The sequence below is a fragment of the Gluconacetobacter aggeris genome (assembly GCF_014174395.1).
GTDB lineage: Bacteria > Pseudomonadota > Alphaproteobacteria > Acetobacterales > Acetobacteraceae > Gluconacetobacter > Gluconacetobacter aggeris.
On the sequence record NZ_JABEQD010000003.1, the window covers coordinates 456,652 to 474,605 of the forward strand.

Annotated in this window: 18 protein-coding genes; 4 read left to right on the forward strand and 14 right to left on the reverse strand. The window is 61.6% G+C overall.

The window, feature by feature from the left end; all coding sequences use genetic code 11:
- Positions 1–283: 283 nt before the first annotated feature.
- Both HLH36_RS07100 and HLH36_RS07105 read right to left on the reverse strand, forming a co-directional pair.
- Complete coding sequence (locus HLH36_RS07100; protein WP_220792730.1) at positions 284–1,138, reverse strand: ImmA/IrrE family metallo-endopeptidase; 855 nt, start codon at positions 1,136–1,138, stop codon at positions 284–286.
- 50 nt (positions 1,139–1,188) lie between these two features.
- On the reverse strand, positions 1,189–1,509 hold the full coding sequence (locus tag HLH36_RS07105; protein WP_182985712.1) for a helix-turn-helix domain-containing protein: 321 nt from the start codon (positions 1,507–1,509) through the stop codon (positions 1,189–1,191).
- A gap of 186 nt (positions 1,510–1,695) precedes the next feature.
- On the opposite strand from HLH36_RS07105, the gene HLH36_RS07110 reads away from it, so the two are divergent.
- The 4 genes from HLH36_RS07110 (at position 1,696) to HLH36_RS07125 (ending at position 5,764) form a co-directional block, all read left to right on the forward strand.
- Entirely contained in the window at positions 1,696–2,943 is a 1,248-nt protein-coding gene (locus tag HLH36_RS07110) for a nucleotidyltransferase domain-containing protein (protein ID WP_182985713.1), read from the forward strand.
- The gene (locus HLH36_RS07115) at positions 2,943–3,395 is read left to right on the forward strand and encodes a hypothetical protein (RefSeq protein WP_220792731.1); all 453 of its coding nucleotides are present in this window, start codon (positions 2,943–2,945) and stop codon (positions 3,393–3,395) included. Before HLH36_RS07110 ends, HLH36_RS07115 begins: the two co-directional genes overlap by 1 nt.
- Complete coding sequence (locus HLH36_RS07120; RefSeq protein WP_182985714.1) at positions 3,392–4,426, forward strand: CBASS cGAMP-activated phospholipase; 1,035 nt, start codon at positions 3,392–3,394, stop codon at positions 4,424–4,426. The genes HLH36_RS07115 and HLH36_RS07120 overlap by 4 nt, the downstream gene beginning before the upstream one ends.
- Before the next feature lie 282 nt (positions 4,427–4,708).
- Positions 4,709–5,764 carry an SDR family oxidoreductase gene (locus HLH36_RS07125; RefSeq protein ID WP_182985715.1) on the forward strand — a complete coding sequence of 352 codons (1,056 nt, stop codon included), beginning with the start codon at positions 4,709–4,711 and terminating at the stop codon, positions 5,762–5,764.
- Between the two features lie 160 nt (positions 5,765–5,924).
- Here HLH36_RS07125 and HLH36_RS07130 read toward each other — a convergent pair whose 3' ends face one another.
- The 12 genes from HLH36_RS07130 to HLH36_RS07185 all read right to left on the reverse strand — a co-directional run bounded on the left by HLH36_RS07130 (position 5,925) and on the right by HLH36_RS07185 (position 17,872).
- Positions 5,925–6,149, reverse strand: coding sequence for a DUF2274 domain-containing protein (locus HLH36_RS07130; protein ID WP_182985716.1), 225 nt, complete (start codon positions 6,147–6,149; stop codon positions 5,925–5,927).
- Complete coding sequence (locus tag HLH36_RS07135; RefSeq protein WP_182985717.1) at positions 6,146–7,348, reverse strand: TrbI/VirB10 family protein; 1,203 nt, start codon at positions 7,346–7,348, stop codon at positions 6,146–6,148. Before HLH36_RS07135 ends, HLH36_RS07130 begins: the two co-directional genes overlap by 4 nt.
- Entirely contained in the window at positions 7,345–8,346 is a 1,002-nt protein-coding gene (trbG, locus tag HLH36_RS07140) for a P-type conjugative transfer protein TrbG (RefSeq protein WP_182985718.1), read from the reverse strand. The genes HLH36_RS07135 and trbG overlap by 4 nt, the downstream gene beginning before the upstream one ends.
- The gene (trbF, locus tag HLH36_RS07145; RefSeq protein WP_182985719.1) at positions 8,343–9,026 is read right to left on the reverse strand and encodes a conjugal transfer protein TrbF; all 684 of its coding nucleotides are present in this window, start codon (positions 9,024–9,026) and stop codon (positions 8,343–8,345) included. Before trbF ends, trbG begins: the two co-directional genes overlap by 4 nt.
- On the reverse strand, positions 9,026–10,459 hold the full coding sequence (gene trbL, locus HLH36_RS07150; protein ID WP_182985720.1) for a P-type conjugative transfer protein TrbL: 1,434 nt from the start codon (positions 10,457–10,459) through the stop codon (positions 9,026–9,028). Before trbL ends, trbF begins: the two co-directional genes overlap by 1 nt.
- A gap of 3 nt (positions 10,460–10,462) precedes the next feature.
- Complete coding sequence (gene trbJ / locus HLH36_RS07155; RefSeq protein ID WP_182985721.1) at positions 10,463–11,242, reverse strand: P-type conjugative transfer protein TrbJ; 780 nt, start codon at positions 11,240–11,242, stop codon at positions 10,463–10,465.
- A complete protein-coding gene (gene trbE, locus HLH36_RS07160; RefSeq protein ID WP_182985722.1) occupies positions 11,239–13,671 on the reverse strand; it encodes a conjugal transfer protein TrbE in 2,433 nt (810 codons plus the stop codon). The genes trbJ and trbE overlap by 4 nt, the downstream gene beginning before the upstream one ends.
- Before the next feature lie 12 nt (positions 13,672–13,683).
- Positions 13,684–13,959 (reverse strand): VirB3 family type IV secretion system protein, encoded by a 276-nt coding sequence (locus HLH36_RS07165; RefSeq protein ID WP_182985723.1) that lies wholly within the window; start codon positions 13,957–13,959, stop codon positions 13,684–13,686.
- Positions 13,959–14,291 (reverse strand): TrbC/VirB2 family protein, encoded by a 333-nt coding sequence (locus HLH36_RS07170; RefSeq protein WP_182985724.1) that lies wholly within the window; start codon positions 14,289–14,291, stop codon positions 13,959–13,961. Before HLH36_RS07170 ends, HLH36_RS07165 begins: the two co-directional genes overlap by 1 nt.
- Positions 14,288–15,217, reverse strand: coding sequence for a P-type conjugative transfer ATPase TrbB (gene trbB / locus HLH36_RS07175; RefSeq protein ID WP_408871856.1), 930 nt, complete (start codon positions 15,215–15,217; stop codon positions 14,288–14,290). Before trbB ends, HLH36_RS07170 begins: the two co-directional genes overlap by 4 nt.
- 223 nt (positions 15,218–15,440) lie before the next feature.
- Complete coding sequence (locus HLH36_RS07180) at positions 15,441–15,881, reverse strand: ribbon-helix-helix domain-containing protein (protein ID WP_456305452.1); 441 nt, start codon at positions 15,879–15,881, stop codon at positions 15,441–15,443.
- A 2-nt stretch (positions 15,882–15,883) separates the two neighbouring features.
- Positions 15,884–17,872 carry a conjugal transfer protein TraG gene (locus tag HLH36_RS07185; protein ID WP_182985727.1) on the reverse strand — a complete coding sequence of 663 codons (1,989 nt, stop codon included), beginning with the start codon at positions 17,870–17,872 and terminating at the stop codon, positions 15,884–15,886.
- Between the last annotated feature and the right edge of the window lie 82 nt (positions 17,873–17,954).

Sequence of the window (17,954 nt, forward strand, 5' to 3'; positions counted from 1 at the left end):
AATCAGGTGATTTTTTAATGGTTCTGGGATATGTTCTTGGGAGGGCATCAACAAACTATTGATTTAATTGATTATTTTTTATCTGATATGGTTGCGGGGGGCACGCCGCCCCCGATACCGACAATCGCTGATGTTTTCTGTCTAGACGAACAGGCAATTCACAAGGCGCCAAGGAACAATTAGCCATTTTAACATGGCTGGTTCGGCGGGCGTCCAAACTGTCCGGTTTGGCGCAGCGGAACTAAGAAAAGCGGCATTTTAAAATCTTCTAACGAATAGGAATTTACCCGTTCCGCATAAAATGGTCGAAGACATCACTCGCCTTTTCTTCCTCTTGGAAGCACGGACCATCTGACTCAAACTGTAGCACCGTGATTTCCAGATCATACCGCTCTGAACGAATACACATCTCGTGTACTGGCTCGGCAAACCAAACGCCAGCTTGGTGCATAACTCCTGTCAGCGCCGCGTCAGAAAAATCTCGTCTTACTGCAAATGCCTGAGGGGGGAGCTCAAACACAGTGTCCCTCGTACGAATATAGCGCCCCGATTTGAGCGCCGCGTCGCTTGTCTTCGCCCAATGAGCAAAGCCCTCATTCGAAACCACCATGATTGCTCGCGTCTCAGTATATTCAAGCCACCGCAGGATCGCCGCTGTCAACGAAACGCCGTAGCGCTTTGCCAGTCGACCGAGCGCTTCAAAATCGGCGCGAACCTTGGCGGGCAACTGGCGGCGAAAATCATGTAACGGCATCAGTAACGCAGCGGCAAAACGGTCGGCTTCAAGCTCAATGCCAGATCCATCGCGACGAACTATCGCATTTTCGTCGCAATATGCACCACCATCGAAGCGATTATCTTCCTCTATCAGCTGACGATGCAATAAATAATGAGCGAACTCATGCGCGACAGTAAACGAGCGGCGCCCGACAGACTGGTCGGCATGGTACATGATTGCCCATTGGCGCGGCCGGGCCTCACTATAAACCAAGGCACCCACGCAACCTGGGATATTGCGCTCAACAACTTCATGGACTGGATTCTCGGGCGCTACATGCCGAGAATACTCCAAGGCTAGGTCAATTACATTCACTGGAACGTGATCAAACCGATCCGCTCCAAGGACCAGATCGAGCATCTGCGTGATACGGGCTGCTTCTTTTAGCGGCCGAGGACGGCTGCCCTCGCTCACTTGCGGACCTTTGTATCAAGAATTCGGGCCATTTCGCGGAGCTGCCTGCGCGTGTCCTCGGGCAGGCCGCTGTACTGCCGGAAGAATGCAGTATCTTCGGCTTCGCTGAGCGTCTGCGCGTCGGCCCCAAACAGATAATCGACAGTCACCCCTAGCGCACCGGCAATCGCGGACAATTTCTCGGCCGACGGCCTCGGCGGATTCTTATTTTCCAACTCCCATATATAGCTCTTTGATGAGCCAGTCTCTTGAGCGAGCTGATCAAGAGTCAGGCCTTTCTTTGTTCGTAAGTCCTTGATCCTGTGGCCAAATTTCATAGCCAACTCTCCAACTCAATCTATCCAGATTCTTGTTCGTAATAGCTATATTGTATGTTCCTTGACAGACGTATTCAAGCTACCTATTTTGTTCGGAGTAGGCATACTATATTTTTTATCACCCCGAACATCTCTTGGGCGGTAGCGAGATGCCCAGATGCGACTCAACCCTCTGTGGAGGTCAATTTGAACGTCCAGCTTGCGCCGACAGGCCTCAATCCCTTCGAAGACCCTCTCAACCGCATCCTTGCAGAGATCGCGCTCAGCGTTCAGCTTCCGCCTTCGCTGCATGACAAAGCGAAATCGCGCTACGATGCGGTGCGGCGCCATCTCGAGGGCACCACCGCCTTCTTCGACCAGATCGAACACTTCTACCCCCAGGGCTCCATGGCGATTGATGCCACGATTTCGACGCGCGGCACCGACGACGAGTACGATCTCGACATCGTCTCGCAACTCGGGGGCCGCTTTCGCGGTATGGCACCACTTGAAATCCTAACCGAACTCGAAACCGCCCTCGCCAACTACCCGGTCCAGCGGGTCTTGCGGCAGACACGTTGCGTCACTCTGTTTTACGCCGACAAGATGCATCTCGACATCACGCCGTCGCTGCGCGTCTATGCTACGCTCGATCGCGAAAGCCTGATCACCCACGCCAAGGGTCCGCGGCGTTCGGACGACGACCGCCTCGTCGACATGAACGCCTATGGCTTTGCGCAGTGGTATGCGAACAGGACGCCGATCGAACTGCGCATGGCAAAGGAGTTCCACCGGCGGTGGCTTGTCCATGCCGGCCTTGCCGTTCGCGCCGACGCCGATATGGACGATGTTCCGGATCAGTGCGACTTCATCGTCAAGAACACGGCAACGCTTGCCCTCCAGCTCCTCAAGCGCTTCCGGAATATCCGCTACACCAACTATGCTGGGCGCGTTCCGCCATCGGTGATGCTCTCTTACTACGCCGGGCTCGCCGCGCAGCCGAACATGTCACTCAGCGCAATGCTCGTTCGCCTCGCGAGCTGGATCATGCGCGACATCGAGCAGGCCTCGCTCTACGGGCGGCTCCTGCATGTCGCCAATCCGGCCTGCGCGACCGATGTCTTCACCGACCGCTGGCCGGAATCCATCGCTCAGCAGAATGAGTTCGCCGAACACCTGCACGAGTTCATCCGTTCGCTCGAGGCTATGCGCAAGGGCGAGTTGTTCCCAAACGCGATGATGGACACGTTGCGCGACGACTTCGGCGACCGCGTCGTGACCCGCGCCGCAGATCAGATCGCCACCGAGGTTGGTGGCGGGATACAGCAGTCGCGTCAGCTCTACACGCGGCGCGGCGGCGTGCTCTTGCCTACCGCCGCTGCGGTCGCAGCGTCTACCGTCAACCCGGCGGTCTCGGCGGCGCGGCCTCACACTTTCTTCGGGCGCAAGATCTGATGCAGGCGGCGTCCCTCTCCATCGACCAGCAAATCGCCGCGATGAAGGCGACTTGGCCGCAGTTCGCTGCCCGCCGCGTTGACCGCCGCGCTCAGTCCGCTCGGTGGGTGGGAAGCGTGAGGCCGCAATATTCAAACTACGCACTGGAAATCCGTTATGGGCTCGGGTCGTTCCCCGAGGTGCGGGTGCTCTCACCCGAGCTGGTTCGGTTGTCCGGCAATTCCGAGGGGCAGCTGCCCCATGTCTATCCGCCGGCCGAGGATCCGACTCTTTGCCTGTTTGATCCTCGCGAGAGGGAATGGTCATCGGCGATGACCATCGCCAGCACGACCGTCCCTTGGGCGCTCGACTGGCTCGCCTGCTACGAACTTTGGTTGATGACCGGACGCTGGACCGGCGGCGGACGGCACGCCGGATCAGAATTCGCCGAGGTAACGGAGACCACCCCATGAATTATGTTCCACCGCGCCGGTCAGACGGCACGATCCAACATGCTCGCCTAAAGCAATCATGGCCACAGGGTCGCCCGTTCCGCATCCTGTCAATCGACGGAGGCGGAATTCGCGGCGTGTTTCCTGCGGCCGTCCTGGCCGAACTCGAAAGCCGCTTCCTAGGCGGCGCCTCTATCACCAATCACTTCGATATGATCGCGGGCACCTCAACGGGCGGCATTATCGCGCTCGCCCTTGCCCACGGGATGACGGCCCGACAAGCCTTGAACATCTATCTCGAACGCGGTGAGCACATCTTCCCGCCGGTAGCTGGGCTCGGCAAGGTATCGAGGGCGCTGCGCTGGGTATTCAAACCGAAGCACGACCAGGCGGCGCTCAAAGAGGAGCTGCTACGGATCTTTGGCGACAAGGTGCTAGACGATGCCGTCACCCGCTTGGTCGTCCCGAGCTTCGAAGGGCGCCACGGCGAGCCATTCCTCTACAAGACGCCGCACCACCCGGACTACCAGAAGGACCGCCACAAGAAATTCGCCCATGTAGCGCTCCACACGACAGCAGCCCCATCCTACTACCCCGGTGTCGAGGACGACGGTTACGTCATGATCGATGGCGGTATCTGGGCCAATAATCCGGTCATGAACGCCCTGGTCGACGCCCTGGCCTGCTTCGACATTGCACGCGAGGACGTGCGTATCCTAAGCTTGGGAACGGGTGAGTCCACTTTCGCGGTCGATGAGCGGGCTCGCAACGGAGGCATCAAGGATTGGGCGTTCATGCGCTCATTCAACGCGGCTGCCCGAGCACAGTCCCGCAATGCCCTCGGCCAAGCCTATCTGCTGGTCGGCAAGAACAACGTTACACGGATCGATGTGCCGGAAAGCGACACACCGATCGCGATGGATGATGTGCAGCGCTCGGTCCGGGAGTTGCCACTGGTCGCACGTAGTCTCGTTGAAGGCGCCGGGCATCATATCGAACGGGTATTCCTCGACGGTGCAGTCGAGCGCTTCATCCGTTGTCCGGTGATGTAGCTGAATGGTGGATCAGAGGTATCCCGACCCAGCTCACACTATGCCAGCGCAACGGGTCTGGATTCGCGCGATATAAGGACTACCTCGATTGCGACCGGATGCCGGTAGGTCGCCGATTAAGGTATCGGATCCGATGCCATCGGCCGACACGAAGTCGGATGAGGCGACACATGTTTAGGTCAAGTCATAAGAATATTGATGGCTCATGTCCTGAGGAATTATTTCTTCCACATTCTCGTTCGCACCATACTTGCATCGATATCAGCTGATGGAGAAGCGAATATGACCCAACCTGTTGCTCTTGTGGCCGGAGCTAACGGCATTATTGGTAATGCCGTTGCCCACGAACTCCGTTCGCATGGGTGGAAAGTACGCGCATTAGGTCGCAAACCTGTCAATGGGTTTGAAACCCTTACAGTCGATTTAACTGTTCCCGTAGCAACAGCGGCAGCCCTAGAAGCGGCTGGTGATACGACTCATCTGTTCTATGCATCGCTTTCCCCGGACTCAAACCTGGCAATCGAAGCGACACGTAACGCTGGGATGCTATCCAATCTGCTAGACGGACTCGAAGCCGCACGAGCACCGCTCCAACGCGTCGTAATCTATCAGGGTTACAAGATCTACGGCGTTCATCTCGGAGCGCAGGCTCCAATCCCAGCCCGGGAGAGTGATCCGCCTCATATGCCTCCGAACCTCTATATGGCACAGGAAGCAACATTACGGGAACGAGCCAAACGGAGCGCGTGGAATTATGTTGCGTTAAGGCCAGACGTCGTCGTTGGAGATGTGACTGGCAACCCCATGAATATCGCGCTGGTTGTCGGTGTTTTCGCCACAATCTCCCAAAAACTTGGGATTCCGCTTCGCTTTCCGGGAACCGAAAAAGCCTACCGGCAACTCGTTCAATTCACGGATAGCGCCCTGCTGGCTCGGGCGAGCTACTGGGCTGCAACGTCTAATCATGCTGTCGGCGAAGCCTTCAATGTAACGAATGGAGATGTCTTTCGTTGGGAACGGATGTGGGAAGACGTTGCTATGTTCCTCGGCATGCCACTTGCGTCTCCGGTCCCACTGGTTCTTGCCCGACATATGGCGGACAAAGGCCCTATCTGGAGGGAGATCGCTGAAGAACATGGTCTGGCCATTCACGAGCTAGACCAGCTAGTTAACTGGGAATTTGGTGATTTCGTCTTCCACACCGAGACGGATGTTATCTCTGACGTCAATAAGATCTATCGCTTCGGTTTTACCGAGCGTATGGACTCCACTTCTTCGCTCCTTACAGCGCTCGATCGCTTCAGGGGAAAGAATATCTTGCCACTCCTGACAAAATAGAAATTTGGCCACTCGGTAAGATCATTTTTCGAACCCTCAACACTTTCGCACAAATTGGAAAATCTATTGCCGAGAGCAGCCACCGCTTTCTATGCGTCTTGAGCGAGGCGCAATGTTATCTGCCGGCTTGCGCCTGTTCCCACCTTTATTACCCTGTAAGCTATGTGGGACTCACCCTCCGCGCCTTCGCGAACCCCCGGTCCGTAGCAATGAATCGCTCCAGCATGGGCGCGATGAGACGCGCGGGATCGGGGGCTACCTGCCCGGCCTCCCGACCGAGGATCTCGGCATAAGCGACAAGATCACGGTGCAGGGCGGCGGGCAGTTCCAGCGTGACTTTCACAGGTTTGTCATCCTCGATCGGACCAAGCTTCAACTTCATCATGGGTGGGTTTCCTTCTCTTTCCATGGCTTGAGGAAAAGATCGCGATTCAAAATAAGCGTGAACGGCAGGCCGGGCCGGTCGGTCAGCGTCGGCTGAATATTCAGACTGCGATCAATCAGGCGGTTGCCGACCATCGAGAAACCGTTCGATGCCCCGCTGCGGATCGCCTGCATCAGGTTGTTATCGTTCCATGACGTCCCGGCTTCGGAGCCCACGCTGAGGAGAGTCGTGACCAGGGCCGCCTTGAAAAGCTGTCCCCAATGGTTGTTCACCTCATCGGACAGGCCGGACTGGCCGATGGCGTCGCCACCGGGCAACTTTTCCAGGACAAGGCTTTCGCCGTTCGGGTAGATCAGCCGGGTCCAGATAATCTGGGTGCGCTGCTGCCCGAAGGAAATGCCGCTATTATAGGCCCCGAACAGCGTGCTGCCCTGCGGGATCAGCAAGAACCGTCCGGTCGGACTGTCATAGACGTTCTGGGTCACATGCCCGACGATCTGGCCGGGCAGGTCGGAACTGATCTTCGTATTGAGTGCGCCGGCAATGACGGTCCCAGCCTGGAGGATATAAGGCGAGGCGGGAGATACGATCCGATCCGGGCTGACGGTCATGCGGTCCGGCTGACCCGCCAGGAAGGCGCGATTGCCGGTCTGCTGGTCGGGGCCGGTCGGTGATGCCTGTGCTCCGGGAGCGGTGGCCATGACCGGAATCGTCTGCGCAGCTTGACCGTCATGCGCCTCGATCTGCGCGAAGAGCCTGCTGGTGCGTGCCGCCTCGATTTCCTGATCGCCACGACGGTCTCCCATGCCGGAAACCGGTCCCGCGCGACCGCTCCGCTGTGCGTCGAGGATTGGCCTGCCCAGATCACCAGGCAAAGGCGGCCCGAGTTTCGGAGTGGCGGTATAATCACTGGGGAGTGCGGCCAGCCCGTCAGCCGAAGGACGGGAGTCGGTGTCCTGTGCCCCCTGAACCGAACCCTTCTGCGTACCATTTTGCAGCGCGTAGCCCAGCGCAAGACCGATCGCGAGCATCCCCGCACCACCCAGCGTCCAGATGACGGGGCGCGAGAGCCGGACCACCGGTGGACGTTGCGCGCGCAGCCGCAGATCGGGAGAAGGCGGCGGGGACGATGGTCCTGTTCCGCTCCCGCTTGCGGTGGCTCCCGCATTTCCTTCCGGGCGCTCTTCCGCGCCGCTCATGACTTCCTGCCATCCGTGCGCACGATCCGCACGCGCTGCTCGGAATGTTTATCGCCCAGCCGCAATTCGGCGGCAGCAAACAGGCGGTCGACGATCATCCAGTTCTGTCGGACGCGGTAGTTCACTAGTTCCGGGCCGCCATCGGCCCCCAGCACGAACAGCGGCGGCAGTTCGCCCTGCCCGATACCGGACGGAAACGCGATGAACACCTTTCGCCCGTCATCGAACGCCCGCAGCGGCATCCATGGCGGTGTTCCGCCTTTCACACTCTCGATCGCGTAACGGAAATTCAGCGCGGCCAGATCCAGCCCCGCGTCCACAGGCGTCGCCTCGTCGGCGTCGCTGTCCTGCCGGTGCAGGGCAATCAGATCGTCCTCGGGATAGTCCCAGGACACGGACGCCATATAGGTCGTGGGTGTCGCCCGCAGCTCGGCAAGGTAGGTCCGCCGGTCGGTATTGACGATCAGATTGGTGGTGAGATCCGGGCACGTCGGCTTGACCAGAATATGCACCCGTTTGGTCATACCCGCGCCACTGGTGGTATCGCCGACGATCCAGCGCACGGTGTCTCCCACCGCGACCGGGCCTGTACCGACCAGCTTCTCGCCCTTCTGGAGCATGATGTCGGTGATCTCGCCGGGCGCTGCATAGACCTGATAGAGCGCGCCCGCGCTGTAGGGGTAAACCTGCACCGCGTTCACATAGCCGGCCCGCGTCGGCTGGATGCGAGCGGCAAGATTGGCCTGGGTCACGCGCACGGTAGGATCAGCCGCCTCGGGCACGACATGGGCACGCCGCAACGACGGAAGCGGTTTGAGCTGGCCCGGCAGGGGAAGGATTTGCGGAACTTCCACCACCTGAACAGGCTTCGGCGGATCGGGCTGGCGCACGGCCTGAGCCGCGTCATCATAACGAATAACCGGCGGATGATAATGCTGCGCGCATCCGGCCAGCGGCAGGGTCAGCAACGGCAAGGCGCGCGTGAGGGTGCGGATCATTGTCCGAGTTCCTTCGACCAGTTGATGGCGGAGACGTAGATTCCGAGCGGGTTTTTCCGCAGATGATCCGCGTCGCGCGGCGTGCGCAGCACGACCGAGACAATGGCGGTCCAGCGCTCGGTGCCGGTGAACGTGCCGTCACGGTAATGGTGCTCGGTCCAGGCGACTCGGAAGCTGCCGGGCGAGGCCCGGATCACCGAAGCGATGTCCACCTCGACCTGCTCATGCCCGATCCGTGAAAACGGATCATTCAGGCGGGCATAATCATTCAGCGCCACCGCGCCGGAGGTGGTGGTGAAATCATAGGCGCGCAGCCAGTTATGCCGGACCACCACCGCGTCCGACGACAGGGAGCGGACGTCGTGAACGAACTGCGCCAGATACCAGGCAATCTGCGGATCGGCGGGCATGTAGCCGGACGTGGCCGGGGCCACGACCTGCGCCTGCCCCAGCCGGTCCACCTGCACGACCCACGGCGTGATGGTGCCGCGCGCGGACTGCCAGACCAGGCCAGCCCCGAGACCTGCGGACAGGAACAGGGAACCGAACGCCATCAACCGCCAGTTGCGGGCCTGCACACGGGCGGAGCCGATGCGTTCGTCCCAGATCTGTGCGGCTTTCTGATAGGGCGTGACGGGCTCGGGCGTGGTCCCGTAGCGTGTTGTGGAGCGACGGAACATTATTCTTTCTCCGAGAGATCGATGGAGGCGGACCCGCCGCCGCCATCGGCGGAGCGGATGATATGGGCGGCCTCGGCGGCATGGGTCGCGGCGTTGCGACGCTTCATCTTCTGAGCCCAGCGGGGCGGCTTGCCGTCGGAGCCGTCGCCACCATTAGGGCCACCTCCCGAGGGGCCGCCGCCGCTATCGGTAGGCCCGGTACCGGGATCATCTCCACCGCCAGACGAGCCTGAAGATCCACTGTCACCCGATGGACTGTCGCTTTCTCCGCTACCGCCCATCGCACCGGCGGCCCAGCGTCCGCCGGCAGAGTAGCTTTCCTTCAACGAGGATCCTGCCGCGCCGACCTTGCTCTTCACGGCGTTCACCGCAGTACCGCCAGCGGCGCGACCGACATTGCCAGCCGCCGACGCCATGCCAGCCGCGCCGGTCTGTCCGGCTGCTCCCATGGAGTAGGCTGTCGTGGCGGCACCTGCGACGGCAGCCCCGCCGCGCGCTGCTGCTGCCGTCGCACCGAGGGCCGCCGCACCCCCGGACGCTACGGCAGCGGGTGCGGCAACAGCCGCAGCACCCATCGCACCCACCGCCATCGCGGTTCCGGCCGCTGCCCCGGCACCAAGCTGCGGGGCACCGGAAATCAGCCCATTGGCGAGAGAGCCGCCGAAAATGGCGAGACCCACGATGCAGAGTGACGCCAGCACGACGGACAGCGCCTGCCCGATGGTGGGCGCGCTGTCGCCGTAGGACGACGTCGTGAACTGCCTGAACAGCACGGATGCGATGGCGGAGATGACCGCCAGCACCATGATCTTCACGCCGGACGACACGACATTGCCCAGTACCTTCTCGGCCAGGAACGCCGTGCGGTTGAACAGGGCAAACGGGATCAGCACGAAGCCTGCGAGTGAGGTCAGCTTGAACTCGACGATCGCCACGAAGAGCTGCACCGCCAGGATGAAGAAGGCCGCCAGCACGATGAACCAGCACAGGAGCAGGACGAGGATCTGCACGATGCTGGCCAGCGCACCGAAGGAAAACGCCAGTTTACTCGCCGCATCCAGAAGCGGCTGCGCGGCATCGAGCCCGGTCGCCGCCAGTCGGCCGGGGTGCATGAAATCCCCGAGGGCCAGCGTGCCGCCCCCGGCCTTGAGCCCGAGGGCCGCGAAACTGTTGAAGACGATCCCCGACAGGCCGCTGAAATGGTCGATGACGAAGGCAAAGAAGCCGATATACAGCGTCTTTTTCACCAGGCGCTGAACAATGTCCTCGTCGGCGGCCCAGGCCCAGAACAGTCCCGCCAGCACGATGTCCATCACCGAGAGCGAGCCCGCGAGCGACACCACACTGCCCCGGACCAGACCGAAACCGGAATCGATCGTAGTCTCGAAGGTATTCAGGAAACCGTCGATGATGCCGACATTGTCGCTCGCCATCGCTCAATATCCGGAACTGGGGATAGCGACGGCCTGGGGAACATAGGCATTATACTGGGAGAAATGCTGATACTGCGCTTCCGCGCCGGCCTCGTTCGCCGCCTGTCGCGCGCGTTCGAGGTCCGCAGCACGGCCATTGGCGGCCAGTTCGGCCTGGATGTCGGAAAGCTGGCGGGATTGCAGAGCCATAAGCTGGTTGCCGGCCTGCGCGGCCTGCAACGCCCCGGTTGACGTCTGGCTGGCCGACACCAGTTGCGTCATGGCCGAACTGTCGCTCGGGATATTTCCTACCACCCGCGCCTGAAGCTTCAGGGCATCCTCGAACCCACCCACGGAATTCTGCCACCGCGTCTGCGCCTGACTGAACAGGGCGCTGTCTGACATGCCTGACGACAACGATGTGTATGACTGCTGGTACTGCTGCTCAACGGACTGGACGCTGTAGGCGATGTTCTGCGCCTGCGCGAGCAATGCCGTCGTCTGGGAAATCGTCGATTGTAGCGTCGACAATGTCGATAGCGGCAGGCTCGCCAGATTGCGACCCTGATTGACCAGCATCTGCGCCTGATTGGCGAGAGACGTGATCTGGTTGTCGATCTGCTGGAGCGTCCGGGCCGCGATCAACACGTTCTCGACATGGTTCGCGCCGTCATAGACCGCCCATTGCGCATGGGCAGGCACAGTCGATGCCGCCGACACAGCGACGGACAGCCCAACAGTGAAGAATGCAGCGCGCTGCTGGCGGAAATCTTTTACCCGGATACGGAAAAACTTTTCCGTCATGGCACTGCCCCTTCCCGCAGAAGGTCAGCCGCCCACATGACGCCACGCGCCTCGAACCAGGCTGGGAGAAAGCCGTCCCGCCCATGTTCCGCCAGCACCGCATCGATCAGCCGGTGGTCGTCCTTGCCGGATGCCGCGCACAGGGCGAGTGCAACAGGCCCGAGCCCCAGTTCGAACAGACGGTTTCCCCGCTGCGTCTGGCAGTAATATTCCCGCTTCGACGCTGCTCGGGCAATAATCGAAATCTGCCGCTCGTTCAGGCCGAAATCGCGATAAATGGCCGCGATCTGCGGTTCGATCGCCCGCTCATTGGGCAGGAAGATTCGCGTCAGGCAGCTTTCGACGACGGCCGGCGCAATGGCGCTATTCGCGATGTCGGACAGGGACTGCGTGGCGAAAATCACCGACGCATTCTTCTTGCGCAGTGTTTTCAGCCACTCTCGGAGCTGGCCAGCAAAGTCCCCATCATCCAGCACCAGCCAGCCCTCGTCGATGACCAGCAGGGTGGGACGCCCATCCAGACGGCCTTCGATCCTATGGAACAGGTAGGCGAGAACCGACGACGCCGCGCCTGAGCCGATCAGCCCTTCGGTCTCGAACACCACGACATCAGCCTCTCCCAACCGCTCGGCATCGGCGTCAAGCAAGCGACCATACGGACCGCCGAGACAGTAGGGGGCCAGAGCCTGCTTCAGCCCGTTGGACTGGAGGAGTGCTACCAGACCTGAGATCGTGCGTTCATGGCTGGGCGATGATGCCAAGGAATTCAGGGCCGACCAGAGGTGAGACTTCACCTCTGGGGTAAGCGTTACCCCTTCGCCGACAAGAATCTGCCCCAGCCACTCTGAGGCCCATTTGCGTTCGTCCGAATCATCGATGCACGCCAGCGGCTGGAGGGCGACGGGCGCGGTTTCTGTATCCCCGTCCGTCAGGCCTCCGCCAAGATCGTGCCAATCCCCGCCCATCGCCAGCGTCGCCGCGCGCATGGAACCACCAAAATCGAAGGCGAAAATCTGCGATCCCGCATAGCGGCGGAACTGGAGCGCCATCAGCGCCAGCAGCACCGACTTCCCCGCTCCTGTCGGTCCCGCGATCAGCGTATGACCCACATCGCCAATGTGGAGGCTGAACCGGAATGGCGTGGCACCCGCCGTCTTTCCGTAGAACAGCGGTGGAGCACGGAAATGGGTATCGCGGTCCGGCCCCGCCCACACCGCTGACAGCGGGATCATATGGGCCAGATTGAGGGTCGAGACCGGGGGCTGACGGACATTAGCATAGACATGACCGGGCAGGCTCCCCAACCAGGCTTCCACCGCATTCAGGCTTTCGGCCATGCAGGTGAAATCACGCCCCTGGATGATCTTCTCAACCAGGCGCAGCTTCTCGACCGCAATGCTGGCGCTGCCGTCCCAGACCGTGATGGTCGCGGTGATGTACGCCTGCCCGACGTCATCGGCACCGAGGGATTGCAGGGCCAAATCGGCGTCGGCCGCCTTGTTGGCGGCATCGTTGTCGACCAGAACGGATGCCTCATTGGTCATGACCTCGCGCACGATGGCCGCGATCGACTTCCGTTTGGCGAACCACTGACGCCGGATCTTGGTCAGCACCTTCGTCGCATCCGTCTTGTCGAGCTGGATGGCGCGCGTCGACCAGCGATACGACATGGCCAGCCGGTTCAGGTCGTCCAGGATTCCGGGAAAGGTGCGGCTCGGGAAACCCGTGATGGTCAGGGTTTTCAGATACGCATCGCCGAGTTTTGGTTCCAGGCCGCCCGACAGTGGCTGATCGACCAGCAGGGCATCAAGATGCATCGGAATTTCCGGCACGCGCACCTGCTGGTTGCGGGTCGAAATGGTGGAATGGAGATAGGTCAGCGTCTCACCGTCATCGAGCCAGGTGGCCTCGGGCATGAACCCGTCCAGCAATGCCAGCATCCGGTCAGAGCGATCCACGAACGCATGGAGCATACCATGCGGGTCCGGCCCCTCGCGCTCCCGGCCCTCAAACAGGAACCGGGCCGCACGGTCGGAAGATTCCGCCGGTGGCAACCAGACCAGGGTGAGGAAATACCGGCTTTCGAAATGCGCGCCCTTATCCTCGAAGGCTTCCCGGCGTTCAAGGTCCACCATTTGGCTGGCGGCATCGGGGAAATCGCTTTCGGGATACAATGTTGCCGGGACGCGCTGCGATTCGACGAACACTGCCCAACCTGAACCAAGACGCCGCAGGGCATTATTCAACCGCCCGGTCACGCCGACCAGTTCGGCCGGGGTGGCGCTGTCCAGGTCGGGACCACGGATACGAGCCGTGCGCTGGAAGGAACCGTCCTTGTTCAGGACAACGCCTTTCTCCACGAGCGCGGCCCAGGGCAGGAAATCCGACAGGAGGGCGGCACGGTTGCGATATTCGCCAAGGGACATCATCGTCCTGCCCTCCTACGCCCGGAGCCAGGCGGGGTAACGGAGATGCCGCCGCCCCACCTCGATGAACAGCGGATCGCGCTTTGCCCCCCAGACCGCGAGCCCATGCCCGACGATCCAGAAGACGGCGCCGACCAGCCACAGCCGCAGGCCCAGCGCGATCGCGGCGGCCAGCGTGCCGTTGGCGATGGCTACGGCACGGGGTGCGCCACCCAGAAGGATGGGGTCGGTCAGGGAGCGATGCACCGGGACATGGAACCCCGGCACCGCGTCATCGTCGTATCCCGCCATCAGATCAGCGCCCCGCCCGAGAAGGAAAAGAACGACAGGAAGAAGCTGGATGCCGCAAAAGCGATGGATAGACCGAAGACGATCTGGATCAGACGGCGGAAGCCGCCCGAGGTTTCGCCGAACGCCAGGGTCAGACCCGTGACCGTGATGATGATCACCGAGATGATCTTGGCCACCGGCCCCTGCACGGATTCCAGAATTTGGTTGAGCGGTTCCTCCCACGGCATGTCGGAGCCCGAGGCCAGGGCCGAGGAGCACCACACCACGGACAGCAGCAGCAGGGTGGAGATGGCAGGCGCATACCGACGCACGCGGAACAGCGTGAGGTTCATTTTGAATCTCCATTGGTATTTATTGAATAAATTCGATAGGTGCCAGTGTCGGTATCTAGCCCGTCTACGGTGGCGAGTTCGGACAGCCGGCGGGCCGTCCCGCGTCCGGACAAGACCGCGATCACGTCAATGGTCTCCGCGATCATGGCGCGTGGCACCGTGACCACGGCTTCCTGGATCAGCTGTTCCAGACGATACAGGGCAGCCAGCACCGATCCGGCATGCAACGTGCCAATGCCGCCCGGATGCCCGGTGCCCCACGCCTTGACCAGATCCAGCGCCTCGGCCCCGCGCACCTCGCCGATCGGAATGCGGTCGGGGCGCAGACGCAGGGCCGAGCGCACCAGTTCGGAAAGCGTGACGATGCCATCACGGGTGCGAAGCGACACGAGATTTGGTGCCGCGCATTGCAACTCCCGCGTGTCCTCGATCAGCACGACCCGGTCGTCGGTTTTCGCGACCTCGGCCAGCAGCGCATTGACCAGAGTGGTCTTGCCCGTGCTGGTCCCGCCCGCGACGAGGATGTTTTTCCGTTCCGCAACAGCGCGACTGAGATATTCCGCCTGCCCCTCTGTCATGATCCCGGCCTCGACATAATCGTCGAGGGTGAACACGGCGACGGCCGGTTTGCGGATCGTGAAACTGGGGGCTGTGACCACGGGCGGGAGCAATCCCTCGAACCGTTCGCCGGTTGGCAGTTCTGCCGAAACGCGCGGGGCCGCTTCATGCACCTCCGCTCCGACATGGTGAGCCACCAGGCGCACGATACGCTCGACATCGGCAGGTGTGATGGTGTCGCCCGTGTCCGCCATACCGTCAGCGAGACGGTCGATCCACAACCGCCCGTCTGGGTTGAGCATCACCTCGACCACCGCCGGGTCGGCAAGATGCCCCGCGATCGCCGGTCCCATCGCCGTGCGCAGCATCGAAATGCCACGTGCCTGACTTTCCGAATTTTGATGCGAAACCGCCATCTGACCCCCGCTCGAACGGGACCGGAACAGACGATCCCCACACGGGGATGATTAAAAGAGGGCCATTTCGGCTCGATTCAACAACTATTGCGGACCGTGCGGTCATCGCGTGGAAACGGCGGCGATCGGCGGGATTGACGAATCCTCTTGGCAGTCCCACGCAATCTGACGATTACTAGGGGTCTTCACCACCATTGCGCCGCGTGTCGATGTCCCGCGACAGTTCCCTGAGAAACCGATCTCCGGTCGCCAGTTTCCGCCCGAGCGATTGCAGGAACCCCTCGAACCGCTCGACGCCTTTCGCCCTGGCGGATGCCTGGGCACTGTCAGGCAGTGGCGGGGTAACAGTCAGCCAGAAACGGATGAACAGTGCCAGCGTCTCGCCCATAATGGCGAGGTCTTCGTCCATCCCGGCGATCTGGCGGTCAATCCTGTCCATGCGGCGGGCGAACACCGCTTCCAGCCGCTCCGAGGCGTCGGCCGAAAGAAAGGACGCGACGGCCGCTTCGATCACCGCCGATTTCGAGACGTTGCGCCGCAACGCCAGCGCTTCGACCTGCTTCAGAAGCTCCGGCTCGAAATACACATTCATGCGGGTCTTGCTCGACATGGGCATCCTCACAGATCGAGACCGTCGGCAGGGTCCGTCGTTGCCTGGCGCGCAACGGAACGAGCCTGCTGGCGTATGGCGCGCGCCCTGGCGGCATCGACATCCGGCTCGTCGTCGAGCACATCGAACTCCTGCACGCCCGGATGCTCGGGCGGCACGACGTCCTCATGCTCCGGCAATTCCGGTTCGCGGCGGATGCCGGCATTGGCGGGATCACCATCAGCGCCCGTGTTCCCACCCGGTGCTGATCCTCCTGATGGCGCCATTGTCTCCAGCGCCGACCAATCATCGGACGGAGGCGCGGACGGGCGTTGCGTTCCGGTGGCCGGGGGCGGGAGGACACGCTCCATGAACCGCGCGTCCTCGTAATAGCGCGCCTTCTTCGCGCGGACGGGGGCGACACCCGCGACCAGCAACAGTTCATCGGTCGGCGGAAGCTGCATCACCTCACCGGGCGTGAGCAGAGGTCGTGCCGTCTCCTGCCGCGACACCATGAGGTGTCCGAGCCAGGGCGAGAGTCGGTGGCCGGCATAATTGGTGGAATCACGCATCTCGGTCGCGGTGCCGAGCGCGTCCGACACCCGCCGCGCGGTGCGCTCGTCGTTGGTGGCGAAGGCGACGCGGACATGGCAGTTGTCGAGAATACTGTTATTCGCGCCATAGGCTTTTTCGATCTGGTTGAGGCTCTGTGCGATCAGGAAGGATTTGATCCCGTAACCCGCCATGAAAGCCAGCGCACTCTCGAAGAAATCCAACCGACCGAGGGCGGGAAATTCATCGAGCATCAGCAGCAACCGGTGCCGATGGACGGAGACATGCAGATCCTCCGTCAACCGCCGGCCGATCTGGTTCAGGATCAGGCGGATCAGCGGCTTGGTGCGGGCAATGTCGGATGGAGGCACAACGAGATAGAGGCTCGCGGACTGGCGGCCCGACACGAGATCCGCGATGCGCCAGTCGCATCGTGCCGTCACCTTCGCCACCACGGGGTCACGATAGAGGCCCAAGAACGACATGGCGGTGGACAATACACCTGACCGTTCGTTGTCACTCTTGTTCAGCAGTTCGCGCGCCGACGAGGCGATGACCGGATGCACGCCCGCCTTGCCGAGATGCGGCGTGGACATCATCGCACGCAGCGTCGCCTCCACCGGCTGCTTCGGATCGGAGAGGAAATTGGCGACACCAGCCAGCGTCTTGTCCGGTTCCGCATAGAGGACATGCAGGATTGCGCCGACCAGCAGGGAATGCGAGGTCTTCTCCCAATGGTTGCGCCGGTCCAAAGCACCTTCGGGGTCGACGAGGATATCGGCGATGTTCTGGACGTCGCGCACCTCCCTGTCGCCACGCCGGACCTCCAGCAGCGGATTGTAGGGCGAGGATGCCGGATCGGTCGGGTCGAACAGCAGCACGCGCCCATGACGGGCGCGAAATCCGGCGGTCAGCCCCCAGTTCTCGCCCTTGATGTCATGGACAATGGCCGAGCCCGGCCAGGTCAGCAGTGTTGGTACGACCAGCCCGACACCTTTGCCCGAGCGGGTCGGCGCAAAGCACAGGACATGCTCGGGGCCGTTATGCCGGAGATAGTCCCGATCCAGCCGGCCCAGCACCACGCCGTCGGGGTCGAGCAGTCCTGCCTGCTTCACCTGGGCAGCATCCGCCCAGCGGGCCGAGCCATACGTGGCGACGTTGCGGGCCTCCCGCGCCCGGAGGATGGACAGGCCGATGGCAACAACGCAGCCGATGAGACCACCGGATGAGGCGATATATCCGCCCGTCACGAAGATCGACGGCGCATAGGCGTCGTAGAAATACCACCACCAGAATAAGGCCGGCGGATAGTAGAACGGCCAGCCTGCCACCATGAACCAGGGAGCGCCAAGCTGGGGCTGAAAGCCCAGGCGCCAGGCCGTCCATTCCGTGGCACTCCAGATGGCGACGAAGACGATCAACAGAACGAAGGCGACCTGCCCCCACAGGACACGGCTTCCGGACATCGGGGCTCCAATCGGCTTGGGGAATGAAACCGATCAGAGAAGGAGCGACCCAGCGGCAGGCAATATATAATGAGTCGCGATC